Source organism: Flavobacterium sp. AC105 (assembly GCF_979258495.1).
Map to the genome: position 1 here is coordinate 2749042 of NZ_OZ409860.1, position 22331 is coordinate 2771372.

The following is a 22331-nucleotide window of genomic DNA, read 5'->3' on the forward strand; positions in this document are numbered from 1 at the left end:
TTAAAATGAATAAATTTTTGAATAAATTTTAAAAGAGGCACAATTTGTTAATATATCTTTTCTCAAAAAAATAATTGATTATAATAATAAATAGATAAATTCGTAGCTGATTAACCAAACCTATTTTATGAAGAATTTACAAAAAGGAGATAAGAAATTATTAAATGCATGGGCATTTTATGATTGGGCAAATTCAGTTTATACCTTAACTATTGCATCGGCAGTATTTCCAATATTTTATGAAGCTTTATTTTCAGAACGCGATCATTATATTGATGTTTTTGGCCTGCATCTTAAAAATTCAGCTTTAATAAGTTTTACTACGGCATTTGCCTTTTTAGTAGTTTCTTTTATTTCGCCACTATTGTCCGGAATTGCAGATTATGTTGGAAATAAAAAATCATTCATGAAATTTTTCTGCTATTTGGGTGCTTTATCCTGTGCAGGATTATATTGGTTTGATCTTGGTAATATCTATGTAGGATTAGCATTTTATTTCCTGGGATTAATAGGATATTGGGGAAGTCTGGTGTTTTATAATTCGTATTTACCGGATATTGCTTTTGTAGAACAGCAAGATAAAATTAGTGCCAAAGGATATTCTTTAGGCTATATTGGAAGTGTTATTTTGCTGATTATCAACCTGGCTATGATTATGAAGCCAAAGCTTTTTGGAATCACCGGAACAAATGGTGAAGCCGCAATGAAAGCCATGCGATATTCGTTTATAATGGTAGGAGTCTGGTGGGTATTATTCAGCCAATATACGTATTATTATCTTCCAAAAGGAAGCAAGGAAACTGGCGAAAAACTAACAAAATCGGTTGTATTTAACGGCTTCAAGGAATTGAAAAAAGTCTGGGCTTTATTACAGCAAAATATTCCATTGAAACGTTATTTAGGCGGTTTTTTTGTTTCGAGTATGGCCGTACAAACCGTGATGCTTGTAGCAACTTATTTTGGGGCTCAGGAAATTCAGTGGTCATCAAAAGAAGAAAGTACTATAGGATTGATTATCTGTATTTTGATTATTCAGTTAGTGGCTGTAATTGGTGCTGTTTTAACTTCGAGAGCGTCAGCAAAATTTGGCAATATTCCAACTTTAATAGTAATCAATATTATTTGGGCAGTTTTTTGTGCACTTGCTTTTTTCATTACATTACCGATACATTTTTATGTAATGGCAACCGTTGCCGGATTTGTAATGGGAGGAATTCAGGCTTTGTCACGTTCTACCTATTCAAAATTATTGCCTGAAACAGAAGATACTGCATCATTTTTTAGTTTTTATGATGTTGCAGAAAAAATCGGAATTGTAATTGGAATGTGCGTTTATGGAATCATCGATCAGATTACCGGAAGTCCGCGTGCAGCGATTGTAATTTTAGGCGTTTTCTTTGTTACCGCTATTTTTCTATTGAGAAGAGTTCACAAAAAAGAAATTTCAAATTAAATAAAAAAGAAAGAGAATTTCATGATCTTTAACTGACATGAAATTCTCTTTTATATAATAATTTATCCTTTTAGATTAAATTATAAACCCAATAATAGAAGAAGGATTATTTTGTTCCTTTTTTGATTGATGATTGTTTAAGGTTCTTTTATTGTTTGGCTTTCAGTAAATTATGCTTTTGAAATATTTCCTGAGCCTGAAACTTTTACATCACGTTTTTCAGGATTTCCGCTATATTTAATATCTCCTGAACCAGAAACTCTTGCCGTTAAACTTTCGTTACAATTAACACGGCTATTTCCGGATCCTGAAACATTTACATCTACATTTTTAGATTTTAAATCGGCAGCATCAATATCGCCAGACCCGGAAAGTTTTGTTGTAAAATTATCTGCAGTTCCTTTTAAACGTACATTTCCTGAACCACTTAAATTAAGTTCCAGCTTATTAGAATCTATTGCCAGATTAAAGTTTCCTGAACCAGTTAATCGGGCAACAAATGCGTCATTTTTGATAGGATCTTTTGACTGAATATCTCCTGAACCAGCCAGACTTAATTCGGAAATTTTCTCAAACGGAATGGTAAGTTCTACTTTTTTGCCCGTGCTCGGACGTATATTCGTGTTTTTCTTTACATAGATTTTCAAAGTATTATCTTCAACTTCTACAATAATAGCAGATACAATATTTTCTTCGCCTTTGATGATAATTTTACCTTCTTTTCCAGATACTAAATCCACATCAAAAAAGCCTGATACTTTGATTGCGTCGTAATCGGATGTTGTTCGGTTTTCAGTAACGATTTTTCCGTTACCTTTTATTTTTTCTGATTGTGCATTTGCCATAGAACCTATTAAAAACGCACCACATACTAATAATTGAATTGACTTTTTCATTGTTTTGATTTTTTTAAGATGATTATTTTTTGATTAACGTTACGTTTCCGTAATTAGATGATATAAGAACTTTATTTTGACCTTTTCTTTTATGAAAACCACTAATGTTTTTAGAATTACTTCTGCTTTCGCTGACAGAAATCTCCAAATCATCACCGGTTTTAATACCTGCATATTTGGTTGAAATATCAAAATCAAAAGCATAATTTGGGCTATATCCTAAAGAAACATCCGTATATCCGGTATTGATATTTATATTATTGGCTTTTTCGGTTATTGTACCAACGCTTACTTTGCTATAAGTAGCATCAACACTCAGATTATTCGAAATTTCAGCAATAGATATGGTCAAATAATTTCCAGAACCAACAAATGAGTTTACTTTTTGAAACTTTAAAGTTCCGTAATTACAATCGTATTTAATGTTTTGGCTATCACCAACGGTCAAATCACTATAACTTGCATCAAGATTAATATTTCCTGAATCATTGATTTTTAAACCCGAATAACGTGCTTCAATAGAGGCATTTTTGATGTAATCTACAGAGGAATTCTGGCAATATTCAATAAGCAGTTTATTGCTTGGCCCGTTTAATTTGGCAAGTGTTACCTTCCCGTATTTACAGCCAATATCAGTAGTTGATTCTAAATTTAGAGTAGTAATATTGCCATATCTGTTATTGAGTTTTACAGATCCGTTTTTTGGGATTTTTATCACGTAATTAATTTCAAAACTATTGCTGCTTCCTTTACTTTTAAAAGAAGAACTTCCGAGATTTGTCACCGCCGAAACCATAGATTTTAAAGCTGTAATCTCTACATCAATACTATTTAATTTTTCGTTTACCCAATTGTCATTTCCGCCGGTAACTTTTATCGTAATATCAAGATCAACTTTATCTTCGTCCCAAGTCGAAACCGTAATATTTCCGTATTTATTGTCAATATCGATTCCCGCGTTTGAGTTTACGATATATGTTTTTTTGATGTTTTTTTGTTTTGAAATAAAAGTATCATCGTTTGAAAATCCTAAAAAAGGAATTAAAATAAATAAAATGAGTATGTTATAATGTTTTTTCATCTGTTGTAGTGTTTTTAAAGTTTTCGTTTTCTTCAATTCTTTTTAATACGGTTTGTAAAAATGAAATACGTGTTTGCAAATTGCTGATCATCGCATAAATAATTTGTTTATTCTCGCCATTTTTTTGAAGTTCTTTGATGATTTTTGCATAATCTGCATCAAAAACCTTCATTTGTTTGAGCGCGTCATTAACAATCTGCTCATTTTCGGGTGAACTTTTTTCTTTAAGTTTAACTAATTCGTTATCGATTAAAATGCTGAAAATAGAATCGGTTCTTTTGGTTTCTGTCGATGCAAACCTGAATTCTTTAGGTTTTTCATTTTTATAAAAAACAGATATTCCCAACATCAATACAATAGACGCCGCAACAGCAGTTACAAACCAATATTTTTTTCCGGATTGCTTTTTATTTAATTTATTTAAAAAGTCAACCTGATGATCCGAATTCATTTCCTGTACATCCCATTGATTTTCAAACTTGTTAAATAATTGATCTAAATTGTCATTTTCCTTTTTCATATATCTAAATTTTATTTTCTCCAGATGATATAAGATATCGTCTTTTATTTTTTGATGTTTGTTTGCACAAACTTTTTTCTTGTGACGATTTCATATTTCCTCTAATTTTTTTCTTAAACTTTCCTTAGCCCTGCTTAAAGTTGTCCTGCAATTGGGATAACTGATATTCAAAATTTCGCAAATTTCTTCCTGATCATAACCTTCAATATAAAAGAGCGTCAAAACCATTCGGTAATTGTCTTTTAAATCAAGAATTGTATCTAAAACCTGTTTCACTTTAAGTGAATTGAGATCAATATTCTCCGAAAAAAAGCTGTCATTTTCTTCTACTTTATAAAGTGTTTTGCTCAGATCTTCAACCTGAAAAGAATTATTCTTTTTATAAAAATCAATACTGTAATTGATAATTATTTTTTTTAACCACGCTCCAAAAGCAACTTCCTGTTTATAGTCTTTAATTTTTGTAAAAGCTTTCAAAAAACCTTCCTGCATGACGTCTTGTGCAAAATGTTCGTCTTTTACAATTCTATAAGCCACGTTGTACATGGCTTTGCAGTAACGATTGTAAACTTCGAATTGGGCCTTCTGGTTATTCTCTTTACAAAGCGCGATTAATTCTTCGATATTCTGATTAGTTATGTTCAAGTAATGGTTGCTAGTTTTTTATAATGACTTAGCTTTTTTTGGTTTGTTACACTTTTGATAAAAATAATTTTATTTTTTTTTGAAATTTTCTTTTCTGTGTGTTCTTTAGCTAAAAAGAGAACTTTATTTTATTTACAAATTTTGTTTCAGCTTTTATAAAAGTAATAAAAGCTTGAAAAGTTTATCATATAAATATTTGATTTTTAAAGAGTTATAACTGGTGTTTAGTTTAGGAAATATTCTGTTAAAAAAATGTAAAAAATATACCTTATTCTATTACTTTTATGACACCAAAAAACAAATTTATACCATGAAAAAACTAAGTACTACAATTTTTATGACATTCTGTATGTCATTGTTTTTATTAACTTCTTGTCAAAGTGATACTGAAGATGAGAATAAAGCAGAAGCTTCGACAGGAGATTATTGGCCAACAGCCGTAGGTAACCAATGGGTTATGGATCAAAATGGAGAAAGCGTAACGATGAAAATTATTTCGGCAGAAAGTGTAAAAGGAGATACTTATTTTAAATTTAACCAACTTGCCGGAGCAACAGATGAAATTTCAGGAACGGCAAGTCCGTCGCTTAAAAAAGTACAAGGAGATTATTATCTTAAAATGGATGATATAGCATATGATTATGAGGGATTCTCTGCTAAAATAACAGGTTACGAATATATTTTCTTCAAAGATTATTTAGAAGCAAATAAAACATGGACAGGAAGTTTTACTCAGGAAACGACTATTAGTATGCCAGGAATTCCTGCTGTAAAAATGACTGTAAATTATACCGGAACTATTTTAGAAAGAGGTGCAACAGCTACAGTAAACGGAGTAACGTATAATGATGTTATTAAATTTAAACTGGTTCAGGAAGCGAAAGTTCAAGGCGAAGAATCAAGTTCTGTAGAATCTCAATATTGGGTTGCCAAAGATGTTGGAGTTATTAAAATGACTTCAGGAGCTACAGTTACAACTTTAAAAACATACGTGATTAAAAAATAATAAATCCATAAATGACAAAAACCCGAAAAATCGCTTTCGGGTTTTTTTTATGCTTTTTTATTCGGTATAAAAATTAATTCAAATAGAGATTAATACTATTTCAAAACTTTCTTTTTTGGTTTTGGCATAATGATTGTCTATTTTTACCGCCTATGCTGTAAATGAAAAGCTTAAGATAGTTTTATTAAAAACTAACAAATCTGAGGTTATATTTGCAGTCAGGCTTAAACTTTTAATGACAAAACGACTTATATATAATTATGTCAAACCATAAAATACTCACCATTGACAATCTGTCACTTCAAGAATTTGATTCAGAAGCAGAATTAATTCCATTATTAACTCCGGAAGACGAAGAGGAAATGAACAACGAAGAGCTTCCGCTTTCGTTGCCAATTTTGCCTTTGCGCAATACTGTTTTATTTCCGGGAGTTGTAATTCCAATTTCGGCAGGAAGAGATAAGTCGATCAAACTAATTAATGATGCCAATGCCGGCGGAAAAATCATTGGAGTAGTTTCTCAAATAAATGAAGAAGACGAAGATCCATCAAAAGAGGATATTCATAAAATAGGAACTGTAGCAAGAATTTTGCGCGTTTTAAAAATGCCTGACGGAAATGTTACGGTGATTTTACAAGGAAAAAAACGTTTTGAAATTGATGAAGTGGTTTCAGAAGAACCCTATATCAATGCAACTATCAAGGAAGTTTCAGAAGAACGCCCGGATGAAAATGATACCGAGTTTACAGCAATTTTAGATTCTGTAAAAGAATTGGCCATTCAAATTATAAAAGAAAGTCCAAACATTCCATCAGAAGCAACTTTTGCGATTAAGAACATTGAAAGCCAATCGTTTCTGATCAATTTTGTTTCTTCTAATATGAATTTATCCGTAAAAGAAAAACAAGGTCTTTTATCGATAAACGGATTAAAAGACAGAGCGCTTGAAACCTTGCGTTACATGAACGTAGAGCTGCAAAAATTAGAATTGAAAAATGACATTCAGTCAAAAGTTCGTTTCGATTTAGATCAGCAGCAGCGTGAATATTTCCTTCATCAGCAAATGAAAACCATTCAGGAAGAATTGGGAGGCGTTTCGCAGGAAGAGGAAATGGACGAAATGGGGCAGAAGGCGAAAACCAAAAAATGGGACGAAAAAACGCAGAAACATTTCGAAAAAGAATTGTCTAAAATGCGCAGAATGAATCCGCAATCGCCTGATTTTGGAATTCAGCGTAATTATTTAGAATTATTTTTAGAATTGCCTTGGGGCGAATATTCTAAAGATAAATTCGATTTGAAACATGCACAGAAAATATTAGATAAGGATCATTTTGGACTTGAAGAAGTTAAGAAAAGAATGATTGAACATTTGGCTGTATTGAAACTTCGTAACGATATGAAATCGCCAATTATTTGTTTAACAGGACCTCCGGGAGTTGGTAAAACATCAATTGGACGTTCAGTTGCCGAAGCTCTGGGACGTGAATATGTACGTATTTCGTTAGGGGGTTTGCGTGACGAAGCAGAAATTCGCGGACACAGAAAAACTTATATTGGTGCAATGCCAGGAAGAATTATTCAAAGTTTAAAGAAAGCCGGAACTTCAAATCCTGTTTTTATTTTGGATGAAATTGATAAACTTTCAAGCGGAAACAGCGGCGATCCGTCTTCTGCCTTATTAGAAGTTTTAGATCCGGAACAAAACAATGCTTTTTATGATAATTTCCTTGAAATGGGTTATGATTTATCTAAAGTAATGTTTATCGCAACATCAAATAATATGGCAACCATTCAGCCTGCATTACGTGACAGAATGGAAGTAATCAAGATGTCAGGTTATACAATTGAAGAAAAAACAGAAATTGCTAAAAGACACCTTTTTCCAAAACAATTAGAAGCACACGGATTGACTGCCAAAGATTTAACAATTGGTAAAAAACAATTAGAAAAAATCGTTGAAGGTTATACGCGTGAATCCGGTGTTCGTAACTTAGAAACTAAAATTGCTCAGGTTATTCGTAACGCAGCAAAATCAGTTGCTATGGAAGAGGAATACAACAAAAAAGTAACTGACGAAGATATCGTGAAGGTTTTGGGCGTACCAAGATTAGAACGTGATAAATACGAAAATAATGATGTTGCCGGAGTTGTTATAGGTTTAGCCTGGACAAGTGTTGGCGGTGATATTTTGTTTATCGAATCTTTAATTTCTGAAGGAAAAGGAGCGTTGACCATTACAGGAAACCTCGGAAATGTAATGAAAGAATCGGCAACAATTGCGTTGGAATATATCAAAGCAAATGCTAAAAAGTTAGGACTTAGCGTTGAGCTATTCCAAAAATACAATATTCATTTACACGTTCCGGAAGGGGCGACGCCAAAAGACGGACCAAGTGCCGGTATTGCGATGTTGACTTCTTTAGTTTCTTTATTAACTCAGAAAAAAGTTAAAAAGAGCCTTGCCATGACGGGAGAAATCACGCTTCGTGGAAAAGTTTTACCAGTTGGCGGAATCAAAGAGAAAATTCTGGCAGCAAAAAGAGCTAATATTAAAGAAATCATTTTATGTCATGAAAACAAAAGTGACATTGATGAAATCAAAGCAGAATATTTAGAAGGTCTGACTTTTCATTATGTAAAAGAAATGAGTGAAGTTTTAACTTTGGCTTTGACAGATCAAAATGCTAAGAATGCAAAAACTTTAAAATAAATTAAAGTTTAAATCTCAATATTTTAAAATTCCAAATTCCAATTTAATTACTGGAATTTGGAATTTTTTTTGCGCTTTTTTGGAATTTTAAATTTTAAAAACTGGTATAATTGTTGATTTTAAGATGATTATAAAAATTATTTTTTAAATTATATAATTTTATATTTGTATTTACGTTATTCCCATATAGGAATCGCCCCAAAAGCATGTTAAAACGATTTGTTTTACTTTTTTTTATTTTGATTTGTTCGATTTCCTTCGGGCAAATTGGAGGACGCTCTACCTATCAATTTCTAAATTTGACGACTTCGCCAAGGCAGGCAGCGTTAGGAGGAAATGTAATAACAATTTACGATGAAGATGTGAATCAGGTTATGTCTAACCCGGCAGCTTTAAATGAAGATATGGATAACCATTTAGCAATGAATTATGGTAGTTATTACGGAGAAGCTTCTTACGGAACTGCTTCTTATGCTTATACTTACGATAGACATGTGCAAACTTTCTTTGCCGGAGTGAGTTATGTAAACTACGGTTCGTTTGAAGGATATGACGAAAATGGTCAGGCCACATCAAGCTTTACAGGCAGCGAAGGCGCGCTATCATTGGGATACGCATATAATATTCCTTTTACAGATTTACATATTGGTGCTACCGGAAAGGTAATAACTTCAACTTTAGAAAGTTATAATTCGATTGGTGGTGCAATTGATGTGGGAATTATGTATCAAATTGAAAAAAATAATGTAAATTTGGCCCTAGTATTTCGTAATATTGGAACACAATTTACAACTTACTCAGGAATACAGGAGAATTTACCATTTGAAATCACTGCTGGCGTTTCACAAGAATTAGAGCATGTACCAATTCGTTGGCATCTTTCATTAGAAAATTTGCAACAATGGAACATCTCGTTTTCTAATCCCGTTCGTGGAGAAACTAACATTGATGGATCAACAACTAACGAGAAGGTTTCGTTTGTAAATAACGCTTTGCGACATGTTGTTTTTGGTATCGAACTTTTTCCGCAAAAAGCATTTAATTTTCGTTTAGGTTACAATTTTAGAAGAGGAGAAGAATTAAGAGTGGAAGAACAGCGTAATTTTTCAGGAGTTTCATTAGGTTTCGGTTTAAAAATGAATAAGTTAAAATTTAATTATTCATATTCTAGATATACATTGGCAGCGAACACAAGTCTTTTTGGTCTAATTTTAAATTTTCAATAGTTATATGAAGATATTTAGTTTATTTTTGTTTATGACTGTAGGGTTTTTTACGGGTACAAAACACTACTATAAAAAAGAAGTTATCTCTACTGTAGAAGTAGAAAGAATGAATACCAGAATAGGCGAGATAAGAAATATGATTAGTATTGATCCTAAATACAATACTAAAATTGCTTTTTTTGTTGATATGAGAATACCTTCCGGGAAAAATCGCTTTTTTGTTTACGACTTGGTAAACAATAAAATCTTAGATCAGGGTCTTGTTGCTCACGGTTCAGGTTCGGAAACAGGAATTAAAGGAGCGCTAAAATTTAGCAATACACCAAATTCAAATTGTACAGCTTTAGGACGTTATTCTATCGGAAAATGTTATAAAGGCGGATTTGGAAAAGCATATAAATTATTTGGTTTAGATGAAACTAATAACAATGCTTTATCAAGAGCCATCGTTTTACATTATTATTCAGCCGTTCCTTATGACGAACAAGATTATTATATCAGTAATAGTCATGGTTGCCCAATGGTAAACGAACAATTCTTTAAAAGAATCGAAAAAATAATTGATAATTCTAAGTCAAATATCATCCTGGATATTTACTATTAGAAAACTTCACCAAACAAAAAATGCGAGAATTTGAATTTGTGGTTTAATAAACCATGATTTCATTTCACGCATTTTTTTATTTCCTTATTTTAAAAACGGTATAAATCTTTTTTCATTTATTTTGAATCTTCATTATGAAGAAGTTATTACTGATTCTCTTTTTAATTATGGCAGTTTTTATTGGCTATAAGATTCTTTATGAAGATAAAATCGTTTATTTATCAGAAAATGAAAGAATTGATAGTCACGCAAATGAAGTCAGGAAAATAGTCAGCAGCAATTCAAAATACAATAAGAAAATTGCTTTTTTTATTGATATGAAAATCCCTTCCGGCAAAAAGCGTTTTTTTGTTTATGATTTAAAAAATAATAAAATTATAGACAAAGGTTTGGTTGCACACGGTTCAGGTTCAGAAACCGGAGTTAAAGGAAAACTTAAATTCAGCAATGTTCCTAATTCTTTAAGTACTTCATTAGGAAAATATTATATCGGAAATCATTATAACGGAAAGTTTGGGAAGGCTTACAAACTATACGGATTAGACAAAACCAATAGTAATGCATTTAATCGTGATATCGTTTTTCATTACTATTATGATGTTCCATATGAGGAGAAAGATGGTTATATTTGCAATAGTTTTGGATGTCCCATGGTCAATAAAAAGTATTTTGAAAGAATAGCCAAAATAATTGATCATTCTGAATCAAACATTCTTATGAGTATCTATTATTAGATAACAAATAAGACTTTATATCTTAAAAATTAAAACATAAAAAATTGAAAAAAATTACCGTTGCTATTGATGGATTTTCATCAACAGGAAAAAGCACTTTGGCCAAACAATTAGCAAAAGAATTAGAATATGTTTATGTAGATACCGGTGCGATGTATCGTGCAGTGGCCTATTTTGCTATGCAGAATAAGTTTATTGGAGCTGATTTTTTTGATAAAAAAGCTTTGATTGAAGTTTTACCTAAAATTCAGTTAGAGTTTAAATTTAATGCTGATTTAGGTTTTGCCGAAATGTATCTGAACGGAGAAAATATCGAAAAACAAATCAGAACGATTGAGGTTTCTAATTTTGTTAGTAAAGTAGCTGAAGTTTCTGAAGTGCGTTCTAAATTAGTAGAACAACAACAGGAAATGGGAAAAAACAAAGCCATTGTTATGGATGGAAGAGATATAGGAACTGTTGTTTTTCCTGATGCTGAACTTAAAATTTTTATGACTGCAAGTGCCGAAACCCGTGCACAAAGACGTTTTGATGAATTACAGCAAAAAGGTGATAATGTATCTTATGAAGATGTTTTAAAAAATGTTGTAGAAAGAGATTACATCGACACGCACCGTGAAGATTCACCATTGGTAATTGCAGACGATGCAATTGAAATAGATAATTCTTACTTAAATAAAGAAGAACAATTTGCCGCTGTTTTAGAATTGGTAAATGATGTTGTTAAAACGGTTTAATTTTTTGTAGATATTATTTTTAATGTTAGTTTTACCACTTCATTTTTACTAAAAAGACAATTTCATCATATGGGAATTAAAAACAGGTTGATTATAATGAGCTTTCTTCAATTTTTTGTTTGGGGAGCCTGGCTTATAACAATTGGAAATTATTGGTTTGGAACAAAAAACTGGGAAGGAACACAGTTTGGTCTGGTTTTCGGAACCATGGGAATTGCTTCTTTATTCATGCCTACTTTAACCGGAATTATTGCCGACAGATGGGTAAATGCTGAAAAATTATATGGGTTTTTGCATATTGCATATGCCTTAGTTTTATTTGGTATTGCACAAGTTACCACGCCGGATAACTTTATATATGTAATGCTTGCTGCAATGTGCTGCTATATGCCAACAATTGCTTTAAGTAACTCGATATCTTATACTTCGCTGAAATTAAACAATAAAAACATCGTAAAAGATTTTCCGCCAATTCGTGTTTGGGGAACTATTGGTTTTATTGCAGCAATGTGGATTACCAACCTAAGTGGGAGTAAAGCAACTGAATATCAGTTTTATATTGCCGGAATTGGTGCTTTAATTCTTGGAGTTTATGCTTTTACATTACCTAAATGTGAACCGCAGCGTTTAACTAAAGAAAATGCTTCATTGACAGAAACTTTAGGTTTGGAAGCTTTCAAATTATTCGGGAATTATAAAATGGCTTTGTTTTTTGTTTTCTCTATGTTTTTAGGAGGCGCTTTACAATTGACAAATGCTTACGGAGATGTGTTTCTGGATGAATTCAAACATTTTCCTAAATATGCAGATTCTTTCGTAATTAAATATTCAACGATTATTATGTCAATTTCTCAGGTTTCTGAGACGTTGTTTATTTTAGCGATTCCGTTTTTCTTAAGACGTTTCGGAATCAAACAAGTAATGTTAATCAGTATGCTGGCTTGGGTTTTACGTTTCGGATTATTTGCTTTTGGAGATCCTGTAACTGGTCTATGGATGATTATTTTGTCTTGTATCGTTTACGGAATGGCATTTGATTTCTTTAATATCTCGGGCTCTTTATTCGTAGAAAGTAATACTGATTCTAAAATTCGTTCATCGGCTCAGGGATTATTTATGATGATGACAAATGGAGTAGGAGCTGTTCTGGGAAGTTTAACTTCTGGTTGGGCAATTGATCGTTTCTTTACAAAATCGTTTCATAATACAACTGAATTAGCCGGATTTTTACAAACGGATACAAACAATTCTAAAATGCTGGAATTTGTAGAAAGTCAAGGGACTGTTTCTGCAGATGGAATTTTTTCAAATCCAATCTTAATGAAAGACTGGCATACAATCTGGTTATCTTTTGCAGCTTATGCTTTAGTAATTGCAATTGCTTTTGCTATTTTATTCAAACATAAACATGATCCGAAAGAAATTGAGAGCCTGAGTCATTAATGATATAAATCTTTCAAAGTTTTAAAGTTTGAAGGTAATCGCGCATAACAAACCCGACAGGTTTTAAAACCTGTCGGGTTTGTTGTTTTAATATCTTGGATTATCTTTATCTGATATTTAATATTTTTGATATTTTAAAATTTTAAGTCATGATAAAGCAAATTTTAGGAGTTATTGTGGGTTACGCCATTTTTGTAATTAGTTCTGTACTTCTGTTTAGATTTTCAGAAGTTAATCCGCATGAAGAGGCTTCAAGGTTATTTATGGTTTTGACATTTGTTTATGGAACTGTTTTTTCATTCATCAGCGGACTCGTTGCGCAATTAATTACAAAAAAGAGAAACTTAAAGGTCAATTATGCACTTTTTATAATTATGGCTGGTTTTGCTGCTTTTTCGCTTTTTAAATCGAGTGGCAGTTCCTGGACGCAATTGCTTGCAATTTTTATTTTTGCTCCCGTTTCTGTTTTGGGCGGTTTGTTTTGGATTAAGCGAAGTAAGATATAATCTTTGCAAAAGTTTTAAACTTGATAAAGATAGTTGCGTATAGTAAACCTAACAGGTTTTTAAAACCTGTTAGGTTTGTTCGTTTCAGAATATAAAGTTCTTGAAAACCATAAATATTCTAATCTAGCCCCGATAGAGCCGGTATCCTTTTTGTGGCTTTTTAGACAGAAAAAGATAAAGGCGAAAGCGGGACTGAAGCTCTTGAAAAATCTTACAAGATCTGCTCCTGAATAATTGAATGATAATCACTTTGATTTATTTTGCTATTACAAAAAAATGTATTAATTTTGCAAACCTTTTGGTAGAGAAGAGTTTCCTTTAGGTATCAACTATTTATGTAAAACAACTTCTGTTTTTTCTATCCGCATTATGAAACTCGAGAAAAACAGAATACAAATTTTTTATCAGAGCATGTCTGAACAATTAAAATCACAAGAAGAGTTTTTAGCAAATTTTAACTGGCATAACTTCCAAGAAGGAATTGATGCAGTAGATGAGAAAAACTTACAAGAATTCGAAGAACTAGTTTCAAAAACTTTCATCGCTACAGACCAAGAAGAAGTAGTTGAAGGTGTAGTTGTTAGAATTACAGATAGAGACGTTATCGTTGATATCAACGCAAAATCGGAAGGTGTTATTTCTTTAAACGAATTCCGTTACAACCCAAACTTAAAAGTTGGTGACAAAGTAGAAGTATTAATCGACATCCGTGAGGATAAAACAGGTCAATTAGTATTATCTCACAGAAAAGCACGTACTATTAAATCATGGGATAGAGTTATTTCTGCAAATGAAACAGGAGAAATCGTTAATGGTTTTGTAAAATGCAGAACTAAAGGTGGTATGATCGTTGACGTTTTCGGAATTGAAGCTTTCTTACCTGGTTCTCAAATTGACGTTAAGCCAATTAGAGACTACGATGTATATGTAAACAAAATGATGGAATTCAAAGTGGTAAAAATTAACCACGAATTCAAAAACGTTGTTGTATCTCATAAAGCGCTTATCGAAGCTGATATCGAAGTACAGAAAAAAGAAATCATCGGTCAATTACAAAAAGGACAAGTATTAGAAGGTGTTGTTAAAAACATTACTTCTTATGGTGTGTTTATTGACTTAGGTGGTGTTGACGGATTAATTCACATTACTGACCTTTCTTGGAGCAGAATCAACCACCCAAGTGAAGTTCTTGAATTAGACCAAAAATTAAACGTTGTAATCCTTGATTTCGATGATGAGAAAACAAGAATTCAATTAGGATTGAAACAATTAAACGCTCACCCATGGGATGCTTTAGATGCTAATTTAACTATTGGTGATAAAGTAAAAGGTAAAGTAGTTGTAATCGCTGATTACGGTGCATTTATCGAAGTTGCTGAAGGTGTTGAAGGTTTAATCCACGTTTCTGAAATGTCATGGTCAACTCATTTACGTTCTGCTCAGGATTTCGTAAAAGTTGGAGATGTTGTTGAGGCTGTTATCTTAACTTTAGATAGAGATGACCGTAAAATGTCATTAGGTATCAAACAATTGACTCAAGATCCATGGACTGACATCACTTCTAAATACCCAGTAGGTTCTAAACATACAGGTATCGTTAGAAACTTTACAAACTTTGGTATTTTCGTAGAATTAGAAGAAGGAATTGATGGATTAATCTACATCTCTGACTTATCTTGGACTAAGAAAATCAAACACCCATCTGAATTTGTAAATGTTGGTGAGAAACTTGATGTAGTTGTATTAGAATTAGATGTTGAAGGACGTAAATTATCTTTAGGTCACAAACAAACTACTGCTAATCCTTGGGATCAATACGAAGATTCTTTCGCTGTAGGAACTATCCACAATGGTGAGATTTCTGAAATCGTTGACAAAGGGGCTACTGTAGAATTCGGAGATGATATCGTTGCTTTCATTCCTACTCGTCACCTTGAAAAAGAAGACGGAAAGAAATTGAAAAAAGGTGATACTGCTGATTTCAAAGTAATCGAATTCAACAAAGAATTCAAAAGAGTAGTTGCTTCTCACACTGCTATCTTCCGTGAAGAAGAAGAGAAAAACGTGAAAGCTGCAACTGAAAATACTTCATCTGCATCATCTACAAATGCACCAGCTGCAACTTTAGGAGATAACAATGATGTATTAGCTGCATTAAAAGCTAAAATGGAAAAAACTGAGAAAAAATAATTCTTAGTTTCCTCTAAATAGAAAGTCCCACAGAAATGTGGGACTTTTTTTTATGCTTGTCTTTTGTGCTTCAGGTTGTCACGCTGAGCGAAGTCGAAGCGCGTTTCTATTGGAAATTAATTATTAGTTATTTCATAGCTAATAATTTTTCTTCTTCAGGAGTAAAATAATCTACAATTAAGTAAGACTGGATGTTGGTTATTTTCATTTCATCAAGAATCTCTACCAAATTACCATAATTAGAGTTTTTACCAGGTTTAATAACAACCGTAATTCCTCTTCCTGGTTTGCCTCTGCCAGCAGAATATTCGTAAACTTTTCTGTTTCTTTCTAACAATTGCTGACGAATTCCGTTTTTGCCATATTTAATTTCTTTTGGGGTATCGATTGGAGATGCTAATAAACCGCAATATGTTATCATTTTATTATTACCATCAAGTAGTATGGTCATTGATAGATTTTCATCAGGCATATTACAGCCATAAGTTTCATAGCAATCATCACAGCCAGGCCAAGTTCCATATTCCATAGCTTTTGGTTTCGCTAATTCAATTGTAACCATAAAAAATATAATCAACAAAAACGAAACACTCACCATTGCAGTTAGATCAACTTTCGTAGACAATTTTTTACTTCTTACTTTTTTAGGTAGATTTTCCATTTTTAAATATTTTTAATTTGAGGCTAACAATTTTGATTCTTCGGGAGTAAATTCAGGAACAATAGTATAAGTTTGAATATTTACGATTCTCATTTCATCTAAAATATCAATCAAATTTTTATAATTGGACTTTTTACTGGGCTTTATAATTACAGTAATTCCTCTGCCGGGTTTTCCTATTTGAGCAGAATATTCGAGCATGCTTTTGTTTAGTTTATATAGTTCTTTTCTAATTCCCTCTTTACCGTATTTGATTTCTTTTGGAGGAGAAATCGGAGTAGCTAAAATCCCAGTATAAGATATTAATTTATTATTTTCACCTAATAAAACGGTTGTAACCCGGACACCACCTAAACCACAAATTATGACTCCATCTGTTGGTGGCTCCTTATCCGGTAAGCTTAGGTCAATAACGGTTGGTTTCGCCAACTCGTTGACAACCATAAAAAATATAATCAACAAAAAGGAGACACTCACCATTGCAGTTAAATCAACTCTTGTGCTTAACTTTTTACTTCTTACTTTTCGATTTAAATTTGACATCATATGTAAATATGAATTAAGAATAGGAATGAATTATTTATTGTAAAAATGTTAAATAAATATAATAAATAAAACGAAACAACAATTAAAAAGTTAATTTGTTTTCCATTCCTGAAAGTCAGGTTCAATATAAAGCCATTTTACTTCTGGACGTTTTGTGCGCAGTTCATTTTCAAAAGTATTAATCAATAGACTAATATCCTGCGTATTAAGATCAGCAACAATTTTTATTTTAATGCAAACCAACACTTCGCCCGGACCTTGTTGCACAGTTCGACAGTTTAATACCTCAGTGATATTATTTTCTGCTTTTGCAATTTCTTGTATTGTTTCTAAAATTTCTGGATCTGCACTTTCTCCAATCAATAATGATTTTACTTCACTTGCCAGAAAGATTGCAACCAAAATCAACACAATCCCGATAGCAAGCGAACCCATTGCATCATAACGACTATCGCCTGTATAATGCGATGCCAATAGTGCAATTAAAGCCAAAAATAAGCCTATAACAGCGGCTGAGTTTTCTCCAAAAATGATAATCAGATCGCTGTCTTTTGTAACATGCAAATAGCGAAAAAAGGAGATTGTTTTTTTACGTTTACGGAGTTCTATAATATTAGAAATCATTGCATAACCTTCTAAAGCAATCGAAAAAATAATGATTCCAATTGCCCAGGCAATATTGTGTACGGGTTCCGGATTGTTGTATTTATGAATGCCTTCGTAAATCGAAAACATTCCGCCAATAGAAAAAAGCAGCATTGCCACCATAAAGGACCAGAAATATACTGATTTTCCATATCCGAATGGATGTTCAGCATCGGCTTCTTTTTTGGCTTGTTTTACGCCCAATAAAAGCAAAAGCTGATTCGCACAATCGGCTGTAGAGTGAATGGTTTCGGCTAACATTGCGCCAGATCCGGTCATAAATGCCGCAAATCCTTTTGATACTGCTATGGCAACATTTACCAATAAACTTTGAATAATATGACTGGTTCCGTGTTCGGATTGGTTTTGATTTTCCATTAAATATAATTTTATACTTAAATTTAGTCATAAAAAAATAAGTAAAGCTATTCTGATTTTAAAATAATCAAAAATAAATTATGTCTTCAAAGCCTTGTTTTACAGTCTATTTTGAGAATATTTCAATATAATTAGTTCTTTTTTGAATTTATTCTAAAACCAAAACGAATATTACAGCGTAAATGAGCTTATAACTTAAAACATTCATTATGAAAACTAGAAAATTTTTAGCAGTAGCAATTTTAGCATTAGGATTTGGATTTACATCATTTGCACAAAAAACTGTTATGGTTGGTGGAGCTGCAATGTACCCTAACAAAAATATTATTGAAAACGCCGTAAACTCAAAAGATCATACTACATTGGTAGCTGCTGTAAAAGCTGCGGGATTAGTAGAAACATTACAAGGAAAAGGACCATTCACAGTTTTTGCTCCAACAAATGCTGCATTTGATAAATTACCTGCAGGAACTGTCGAAACATTATTGAAACCTGAAAACATCAAAATGTTACAAACGATATTAACTTACCACGTTGTTGCAGGAAAATGGAATGCATCTGATATTGCAAAAGCAATTAAAGCAGGTAAAGGAAAAGCAAGTATTAAAACTGTAAGCGGTGGAACTATTACTGCATGGATGGACGGAAAAGATTTATACATCAGTGACGAAAGCGGAAATAAAGCTAAAGTTACAATTGCAGATGTTAATCAATCAAACGGTGTAATTCATGTAATTGATACTGTATTGTTGCCAAAAATGTAATACCATTTTATAAATTCCAATAAATTAAAAATTCCAGATTCCAACTTTAAAATTGGAACTTGGAATTTTTAATTTATTGGAATTTTCCAACTTTATTTTTTAGCTGTTAAAGTTGATCCTGCAGATGCCACAACAACACAAACCACAGCAAGAATTTCATAAAAACTTAAATTCTCCTGCAAAAAGATAAAAGCACAAATAGAAGCTGCCGCAGGTTCTAAACTCATTAAAATACTAAAAGTGCGTGGAGGAAGCTGACCTAAAGCTTTCATTTCTAGTGTAAACGGAATTGCACTGGATAAAAGAGCAAGAGCAACACCCATTCCGAAAAGTTTTGGGGTAAGATTTGCCAGTCCGTTTTCGTAAAAACCAAATGGTAAAATTAATATCGCTGCGAATAACATTCCGGTTGAAACAGCCTGACCATCATTCATGATTCGGGATATTTTTCCGCCTAAAACAATATAAGCTGCCCAAAGTCCTCCGGCGATAAGAGCGAACAAAACACCTAGTGGATCGATTCGTTCATTTGACCACGGAGCAATTAAAATGATTCCGGCTGCAGCCAATAATATCCAACAATAATCAATTAAACGTTTTGACCCAATTATGGCCACTAATAAAGGTCCGATGAACTCTAAAGTAACGGCTAATCCAATTGGAATTCTTTCTATTGCAAAATAAAAAATCAAATTCATAGCGCCCAAAGACAAACCATACGGGGCAACAATTTTCCATTGTTGTGGTGTAATTGCTCTTAGGTTTGGTCTATAAGCAATCAGTAAAATTATTGCCGAAACTCCAATTCTTATTGACGCAGTTCCTGCAGCTCCAATAGCAGGAAACAAACTTTTAGCAATCGCTGCTCCGCATTGTACACTTATAATAGCTAATAATACGGCGTAAACAGGAGGGATATTAAATTCTTTATTTTTCATAGGAAGATTTGTAGTAAACTAAACTACATATTTAATAGGTCAATGAAGTTTCTTTTTACTGAATTTTGATAAAAATGTAAACAAATAATAATTATCCGTGTTTACTTTTGTGGAAATTTATTGATAATGTATTCTTTAAGTTCTTGGTTAAATCTTGGATCAACTCCAAAAGTATTATTTATTGGAAGCCCAAATTTAATTTTAAAATCTTTTTGAGGATAGGTGTAAACCCGATCACATCCAAATGATGAAAATACATTCCAAAACCAAAAGCCATAAATTATTTTTTTATTTAAAACCATAACTACCGGCATTCCGGGAAGTTGAATATTTAACTTAGAAATTTTACTTTTTCCTTTTTCAGATAGTATAATTTGCTGATTTTGCCAGTCAAAATAATTTATATCACTTTCATCAAGAATTGGTTTTTTAGATAGTGTTATGCTTTTTTCATTAAAACAATAATGACAATTTTCTATATCGTTTTTATAATCTTTTTGGATGCCGTAAATTTCAATTCCTGATTTTGTTGTATAATTTGAAAAACCAAAACAAATAAATACAAAAAAAAAACATTTTGAATGCATTGAATTTATAAACGTTTATTTTCATCTTTAAAAAAAATTTATTCTAAAGCGCGTTTAGTGACATAAGCACGATAACCAATAATAGCCATTTGCCATTTTTTTGCTTTCGAAATATCAAGACCTTGTTTGGTAAAACTCGGTAAAAGAATTTTATTGATTTTGGCTAAAATTTTATACATGGTATGTTAATTTTTATCAAAGATATAAAAAAAGACTTTGCGTTTGGGCAAAGTCTTTTTTATGGTTTTATCTGTTTTAATTGATTTTTGAAACTAACAAATCAAAAGTATGATTTTAGAGTTTAAGATTTTTTACTATCTGCCTCAAATTTTCTCATGTTCTTTTCATGTTCCTTCATGTTCTTCTCAAAAACTTTCATGTCTTTTTCAAATTGCTTCATCTTGATTTCATAATCTCCTCCAAATTGCTGGTCGATATAAGCACCATATTTGTCCATCTCTTCTCCAAATTTATCCATTTGAATTTGATATTTCTCCATTTCCTTATCGTAAACAACTTCACGTTTTGACATGATTTTGTCTACTTGTTCTTGATAAGCATCCATTTGTGGTTGAAAAGCTTCCATTTTTTTATCAAATTCCTCCATCTTTTTTTCAAAATCTTTCATGGCAACTTTATCCTTAGGATTTTTTGGCGCTACCGGCGGTTTTGGCATTTTCGACATATTTGGCGCAGGCGGAAGCTCTAAGCTTGGAGGCAATACCGGCATTACAGGAGCAATTGGCGCAGGTGGTATATTTGGTGTAGCCGGAGGCGTAGGAGGAGTTGGCGGTACAGGCATATCTGAACCATTGTATCTTCCAACTTGAACTATGCGATCCTGAATAACCATGGGCTGGTCAATTGCACCATTAGTAACTAAATCAATTTTTTTAGAACCGTTATCATTCGAAACGACAATTCCACAGCTTTTAATTGCCTTATCGCCATCAATTTGGATAGTTTGAACTTCTTCGTTTTCTTTATTAATGTTAACTTTAATAGCTGTTAATTCGTTTTTTGAGTTTCTTTTTACATCAGAAATAACAACATCAACATTGTGTTTTTGTTTTAATTTTTCAGCGATTTCTTTTAATTCCTGATCTGTTGTGTTTTTTTCGATTTTAAAAACATCTACAGAATCTGCTTTTTCAGTAATTTCCTGAGCCTCTTTTCTCTCTTGTGCAATAGTTTTTATCTGAAATAAAAGCACAAAGCCTACAAGTGCAGGAAGTATTGTATAATACTTCCAATAACTTATTTTTTTTGATTGATTTTTGTTTAACATGACAATTCGTTTTTTGATTAATGATTGATAAAAATGATTGGTGATTGCAACACATGATTCGTGTGTTGTTATTTTTAAAAGCGTGTACTGATACGCTTTTTTATCGGATATTTTTTTTGCAGCTTCATAGTCAGCAATAAATTCCAGGTTTTGCAGAATAGCTTTTTTATACAGCCATATAATTGGGTTAAACCAAAATAAAACGCAAAACACTCTTGAAATCAAAACATCCATAGTATGATTTTGGTCGCTATGTACTTTTTCATGCTCAATAATACTCTCTAATTCTAATGCTGTGTACATTGATGAGTTGTACACGATATAATCAAAATAAGAAAACGGAGCAATATTTTCGCTAATATCAATAAATTTAAAATCAGCTTGCTGATGTACTTTTTTGCCTTTTAAAACCAAATTTAAGCTATAAAAATCGATGGCAAATTTTACTAAAAGAGCCATAAAACCAAGGACATAAATAGCAAGCACAACATAATTCCAGTTGATTTCAAAAGATTCCGGCTGCTCCATTATAGGAGGTATATAGCCATAAGGATAATTGTCGACAGGAATTTGAACCGGAGTAGGATCAACCCATATAATTTTGGTGTAAACCAAAAAAGGTAATACTACAGAAGTTACTAAACCGGCCAATAAAAACCATCTGTTGCTATTAAAGAATGTTTCTTTGCGCAATAAAAAATAATAAGCACAATAGAACAAAACTAATAATCCGCTTGATTTTGCGATAAAAATGAAAAGTGCTTCCATA

General features: G+C 32.2%; 22 protein-coding genes. 11 read left to right on the forward strand and 11 right to left on the reverse strand.

Annotation, left to right across the window (positions count from 1 at the left end):
• Nucleotides 1-127: 127 nt before the first annotated feature.
• Nucleotides 128-1453, forward strand: a complete 1326-nt coding sequence (locus ACZ0AH_RS11360) for an MFS transporter (RefSeq protein ID WP_463475915.1) — start codon at nucleotides 128-130, stop codon at nucleotides 1451-1453.
• A gap of 170 nt (nucleotides 1454-1623) precedes the next feature.
• On the opposite strand, the gene ACZ0AH_RS11365 is transcribed toward ACZ0AH_RS11360, so the two are convergent.
• From ACZ0AH_RS11365 to ACZ0AH_RS11380, 4 genes are all read right to left on the reverse strand, one after another.
• On the reverse strand, nucleotides 1624-2349 hold the full coding sequence (locus tag ACZ0AH_RS11365; protein ID WP_463475916.1) for a head GIN domain-containing protein: 726 nt from the start codon (nucleotides 2347-2349) through the stop codon (nucleotides 1624-1626).
• 22 nt (nucleotides 2350-2371) lie between these two features.
• Nucleotides 2372-3430 carry a DUF4097 family beta strand repeat-containing protein gene (locus ACZ0AH_RS11370; RefSeq protein WP_463475917.1) on the reverse strand — a complete coding sequence of 353 codons (1059 nt, stop codon included), beginning with the start codon at nucleotides 3428-3430 and terminating at the stop codon, nucleotides 2372-2374.
• Complete coding sequence (locus ACZ0AH_RS11375; RefSeq protein ID WP_463475918.1) at nucleotides 3414-3950, reverse strand: anti-sigma factor; 537 nt, start codon at nucleotides 3948-3950, stop codon at nucleotides 3414-3416. The genes ACZ0AH_RS11370 and ACZ0AH_RS11375 overlap by 17 nt, the downstream gene beginning before the upstream one ends.
• 90 nt (nucleotides 3951-4040) lie before the next feature.
• On the reverse strand, nucleotides 4041-4595 hold the full coding sequence (locus tag ACZ0AH_RS11380; protein WP_463475919.1) for an RNA polymerase sigma factor: 555 nt from the start codon (nucleotides 4593-4595) through the stop codon (nucleotides 4041-4043).
• A 310-nt stretch (nucleotides 4596-4905) separates the two neighbouring features.
• Here ACZ0AH_RS11380 and ACZ0AH_RS11385 point away from each other — a divergent pair, with 310 nt between their 5' ends.
• The 9 genes from ACZ0AH_RS11385 to rpsA all read left to right on the forward strand — a co-directional run bounded on the left by ACZ0AH_RS11385 (nucleotide 4906) and on the right by rpsA (nucleotide 15755).
• Nucleotides 4906-5601 carry a hypothetical protein gene (locus tag ACZ0AH_RS11385; protein WP_463475920.1) on the forward strand — a complete coding sequence of 232 codons (696 nt, stop codon included), beginning with the start codon at nucleotides 4906-4908 and terminating at the stop codon, nucleotides 5599-5601.
• Between the two features lie 260 nt (nucleotides 5602-5861).
• Nucleotides 5862-8315, forward strand: a complete 2454-nt coding sequence (gene lon / locus ACZ0AH_RS11390) for an endopeptidase La (RefSeq protein ID WP_463475921.1) — start codon at nucleotides 5862-5864, stop codon at nucleotides 8313-8315.
• Between the two features lie 206 nt (nucleotides 8316-8521).
• The gene (gene porQ / locus ACZ0AH_RS11395) at nucleotides 8522-9541 is read left to right on the forward strand and encodes a type IX secretion system protein PorQ (protein ID WP_463475922.1); all 1020 of its coding nucleotides are present in this window, start codon (nucleotides 8522-8524) and stop codon (nucleotides 9539-9541) included.
• 4 nt (nucleotides 9542-9545) lie between these two features.
• The gene (locus tag ACZ0AH_RS11400) at nucleotides 9546-10145 is read left to right on the forward strand and encodes a murein L,D-transpeptidase catalytic domain-containing protein (RefSeq protein WP_463475923.1); all 600 of its coding nucleotides are present in this window, start codon (nucleotides 9546-9548) and stop codon (nucleotides 10143-10145) included.
• A gap of 134 nt (nucleotides 10146-10279) precedes the next feature.
• The gene (locus ACZ0AH_RS11405; protein WP_463475924.1) at nucleotides 10280-10879 is read left to right on the forward strand and encodes a murein L,D-transpeptidase catalytic domain-containing protein; all 600 of its coding nucleotides are present in this window, start codon (nucleotides 10280-10282) and stop codon (nucleotides 10877-10879) included.
• A gap of 44 nt (nucleotides 10880-10923) precedes the next feature.
• A complete protein-coding gene (cmk, locus tag ACZ0AH_RS11410) occupies nucleotides 10924-11616 on the forward strand; it encodes a (d)CMP kinase (RefSeq protein WP_463475925.1) in 693 nt (230 codons plus the stop codon).
• Between the two features lie 69 nt (nucleotides 11617-11685).
• Nucleotides 11686-13059 (forward strand): nucleoside permease, encoded by a 1374-nt coding sequence (locus ACZ0AH_RS11415; RefSeq protein WP_463475926.1) that lies wholly within the window; start codon nucleotides 11686-11688, stop codon nucleotides 13057-13059.
• A 149-nt stretch (nucleotides 13060-13208) separates the two neighbouring features.
• Nucleotides 13209-13565, forward strand: a complete 357-nt coding sequence (locus tag ACZ0AH_RS11420) for a hypothetical protein (protein WP_463475927.1) — start codon at nucleotides 13209-13211, stop codon at nucleotides 13563-13565.
• Nucleotides 13566-13976: 411 nt separating this feature from the next.
• A complete protein-coding gene (gene rpsA, locus ACZ0AH_RS11425) occupies nucleotides 13977-15755 on the forward strand; it encodes a 30S ribosomal protein S1 (RefSeq protein WP_089354646.1) in 1779 nt (592 codons plus the stop codon).
• Nucleotides 15756-15882: 127 nt separating this feature from the next.
• On the opposite strand, the gene ACZ0AH_RS11430 is transcribed toward rpsA, so the two are convergent.
• The 3 genes from ACZ0AH_RS11430 to ACZ0AH_RS11440 form a co-directional block, all read right to left on the reverse strand.
• Nucleotides 15883-16416, reverse strand: coding sequence for an ExbD/TolR family protein (locus tag ACZ0AH_RS11430; RefSeq protein WP_463475928.1), 534 nt, complete (start codon nucleotides 16414-16416; stop codon nucleotides 15883-15885).
• A 12-nt stretch (nucleotides 16417-16428) separates the two neighbouring features.
• Nucleotides 16429-16959, reverse strand: a complete 531-nt coding sequence (locus ACZ0AH_RS11435) for an ExbD/TolR family protein (RefSeq protein WP_463478106.1) — start codon at nucleotides 16957-16959, stop codon at nucleotides 16429-16431.
• Nucleotides 16960-17052: 93 nt separating this feature from the next.
• Nucleotides 17053-17985: a cation diffusion facilitator family transporter gene (locus tag ACZ0AH_RS11440; protein WP_463475929.1), complete on the reverse strand. Its 933-nt coding sequence runs from the start codon at nucleotides 17983-17985 to the stop codon at nucleotides 17053-17055.
• Between the two features lie 209 nt (nucleotides 17986-18194).
• On the opposite strand from ACZ0AH_RS11440, the gene ACZ0AH_RS11445 reads away from it, so the two are divergent.
• Complete coding sequence (locus ACZ0AH_RS11445) at nucleotides 18195-18749, forward strand: fasciclin domain-containing protein (protein WP_463475930.1); 555 nt, start codon at nucleotides 18195-18197, stop codon at nucleotides 18747-18749.
• A 92-nt stretch (nucleotides 18750-18841) separates the two neighbouring features.
• On the opposite strand, the gene ACZ0AH_RS11450 is transcribed toward ACZ0AH_RS11445, so the two are convergent.
• From ACZ0AH_RS11450 to ACZ0AH_RS11465, 4 genes are all read right to left on the reverse strand, one after another.
• Nucleotides 18842-19687 (reverse strand): EamA family transporter, encoded by an 846-nt coding sequence (locus tag ACZ0AH_RS11450; RefSeq protein WP_463475931.1) that lies wholly within the window; start codon nucleotides 19685-19687, stop codon nucleotides 18842-18844.
• Nucleotides 19688-19788: 101 nt separating this feature from the next.
• Nucleotides 19789-20274: a hypothetical protein gene (locus ACZ0AH_RS11455; protein WP_463475932.1), complete on the reverse strand. Its 486-nt coding sequence runs from the start codon at nucleotides 20272-20274 to the stop codon at nucleotides 19789-19791.
• A 38-nt stretch (nucleotides 20275-20312) separates the two neighbouring features.
• The gene (locus ACZ0AH_RS11460; RefSeq protein WP_264537765.1) at nucleotides 20313-20453 is read right to left on the reverse strand and encodes an SsrA-binding protein; all 141 of its coding nucleotides are present in this window, start codon (nucleotides 20451-20453) and stop codon (nucleotides 20313-20315) included.
• 122 nt (nucleotides 20454-20575) lie between these two features.
• Nucleotides 20576-22330: a M56 family metallopeptidase gene (locus tag ACZ0AH_RS11465; RefSeq protein WP_463475933.1), complete on the reverse strand. Its 1755-nt coding sequence runs from the start codon at nucleotides 22328-22330 to the stop codon at nucleotides 20576-20578.
• Nucleotide 22331 lies beyond the last annotated feature (1 nt).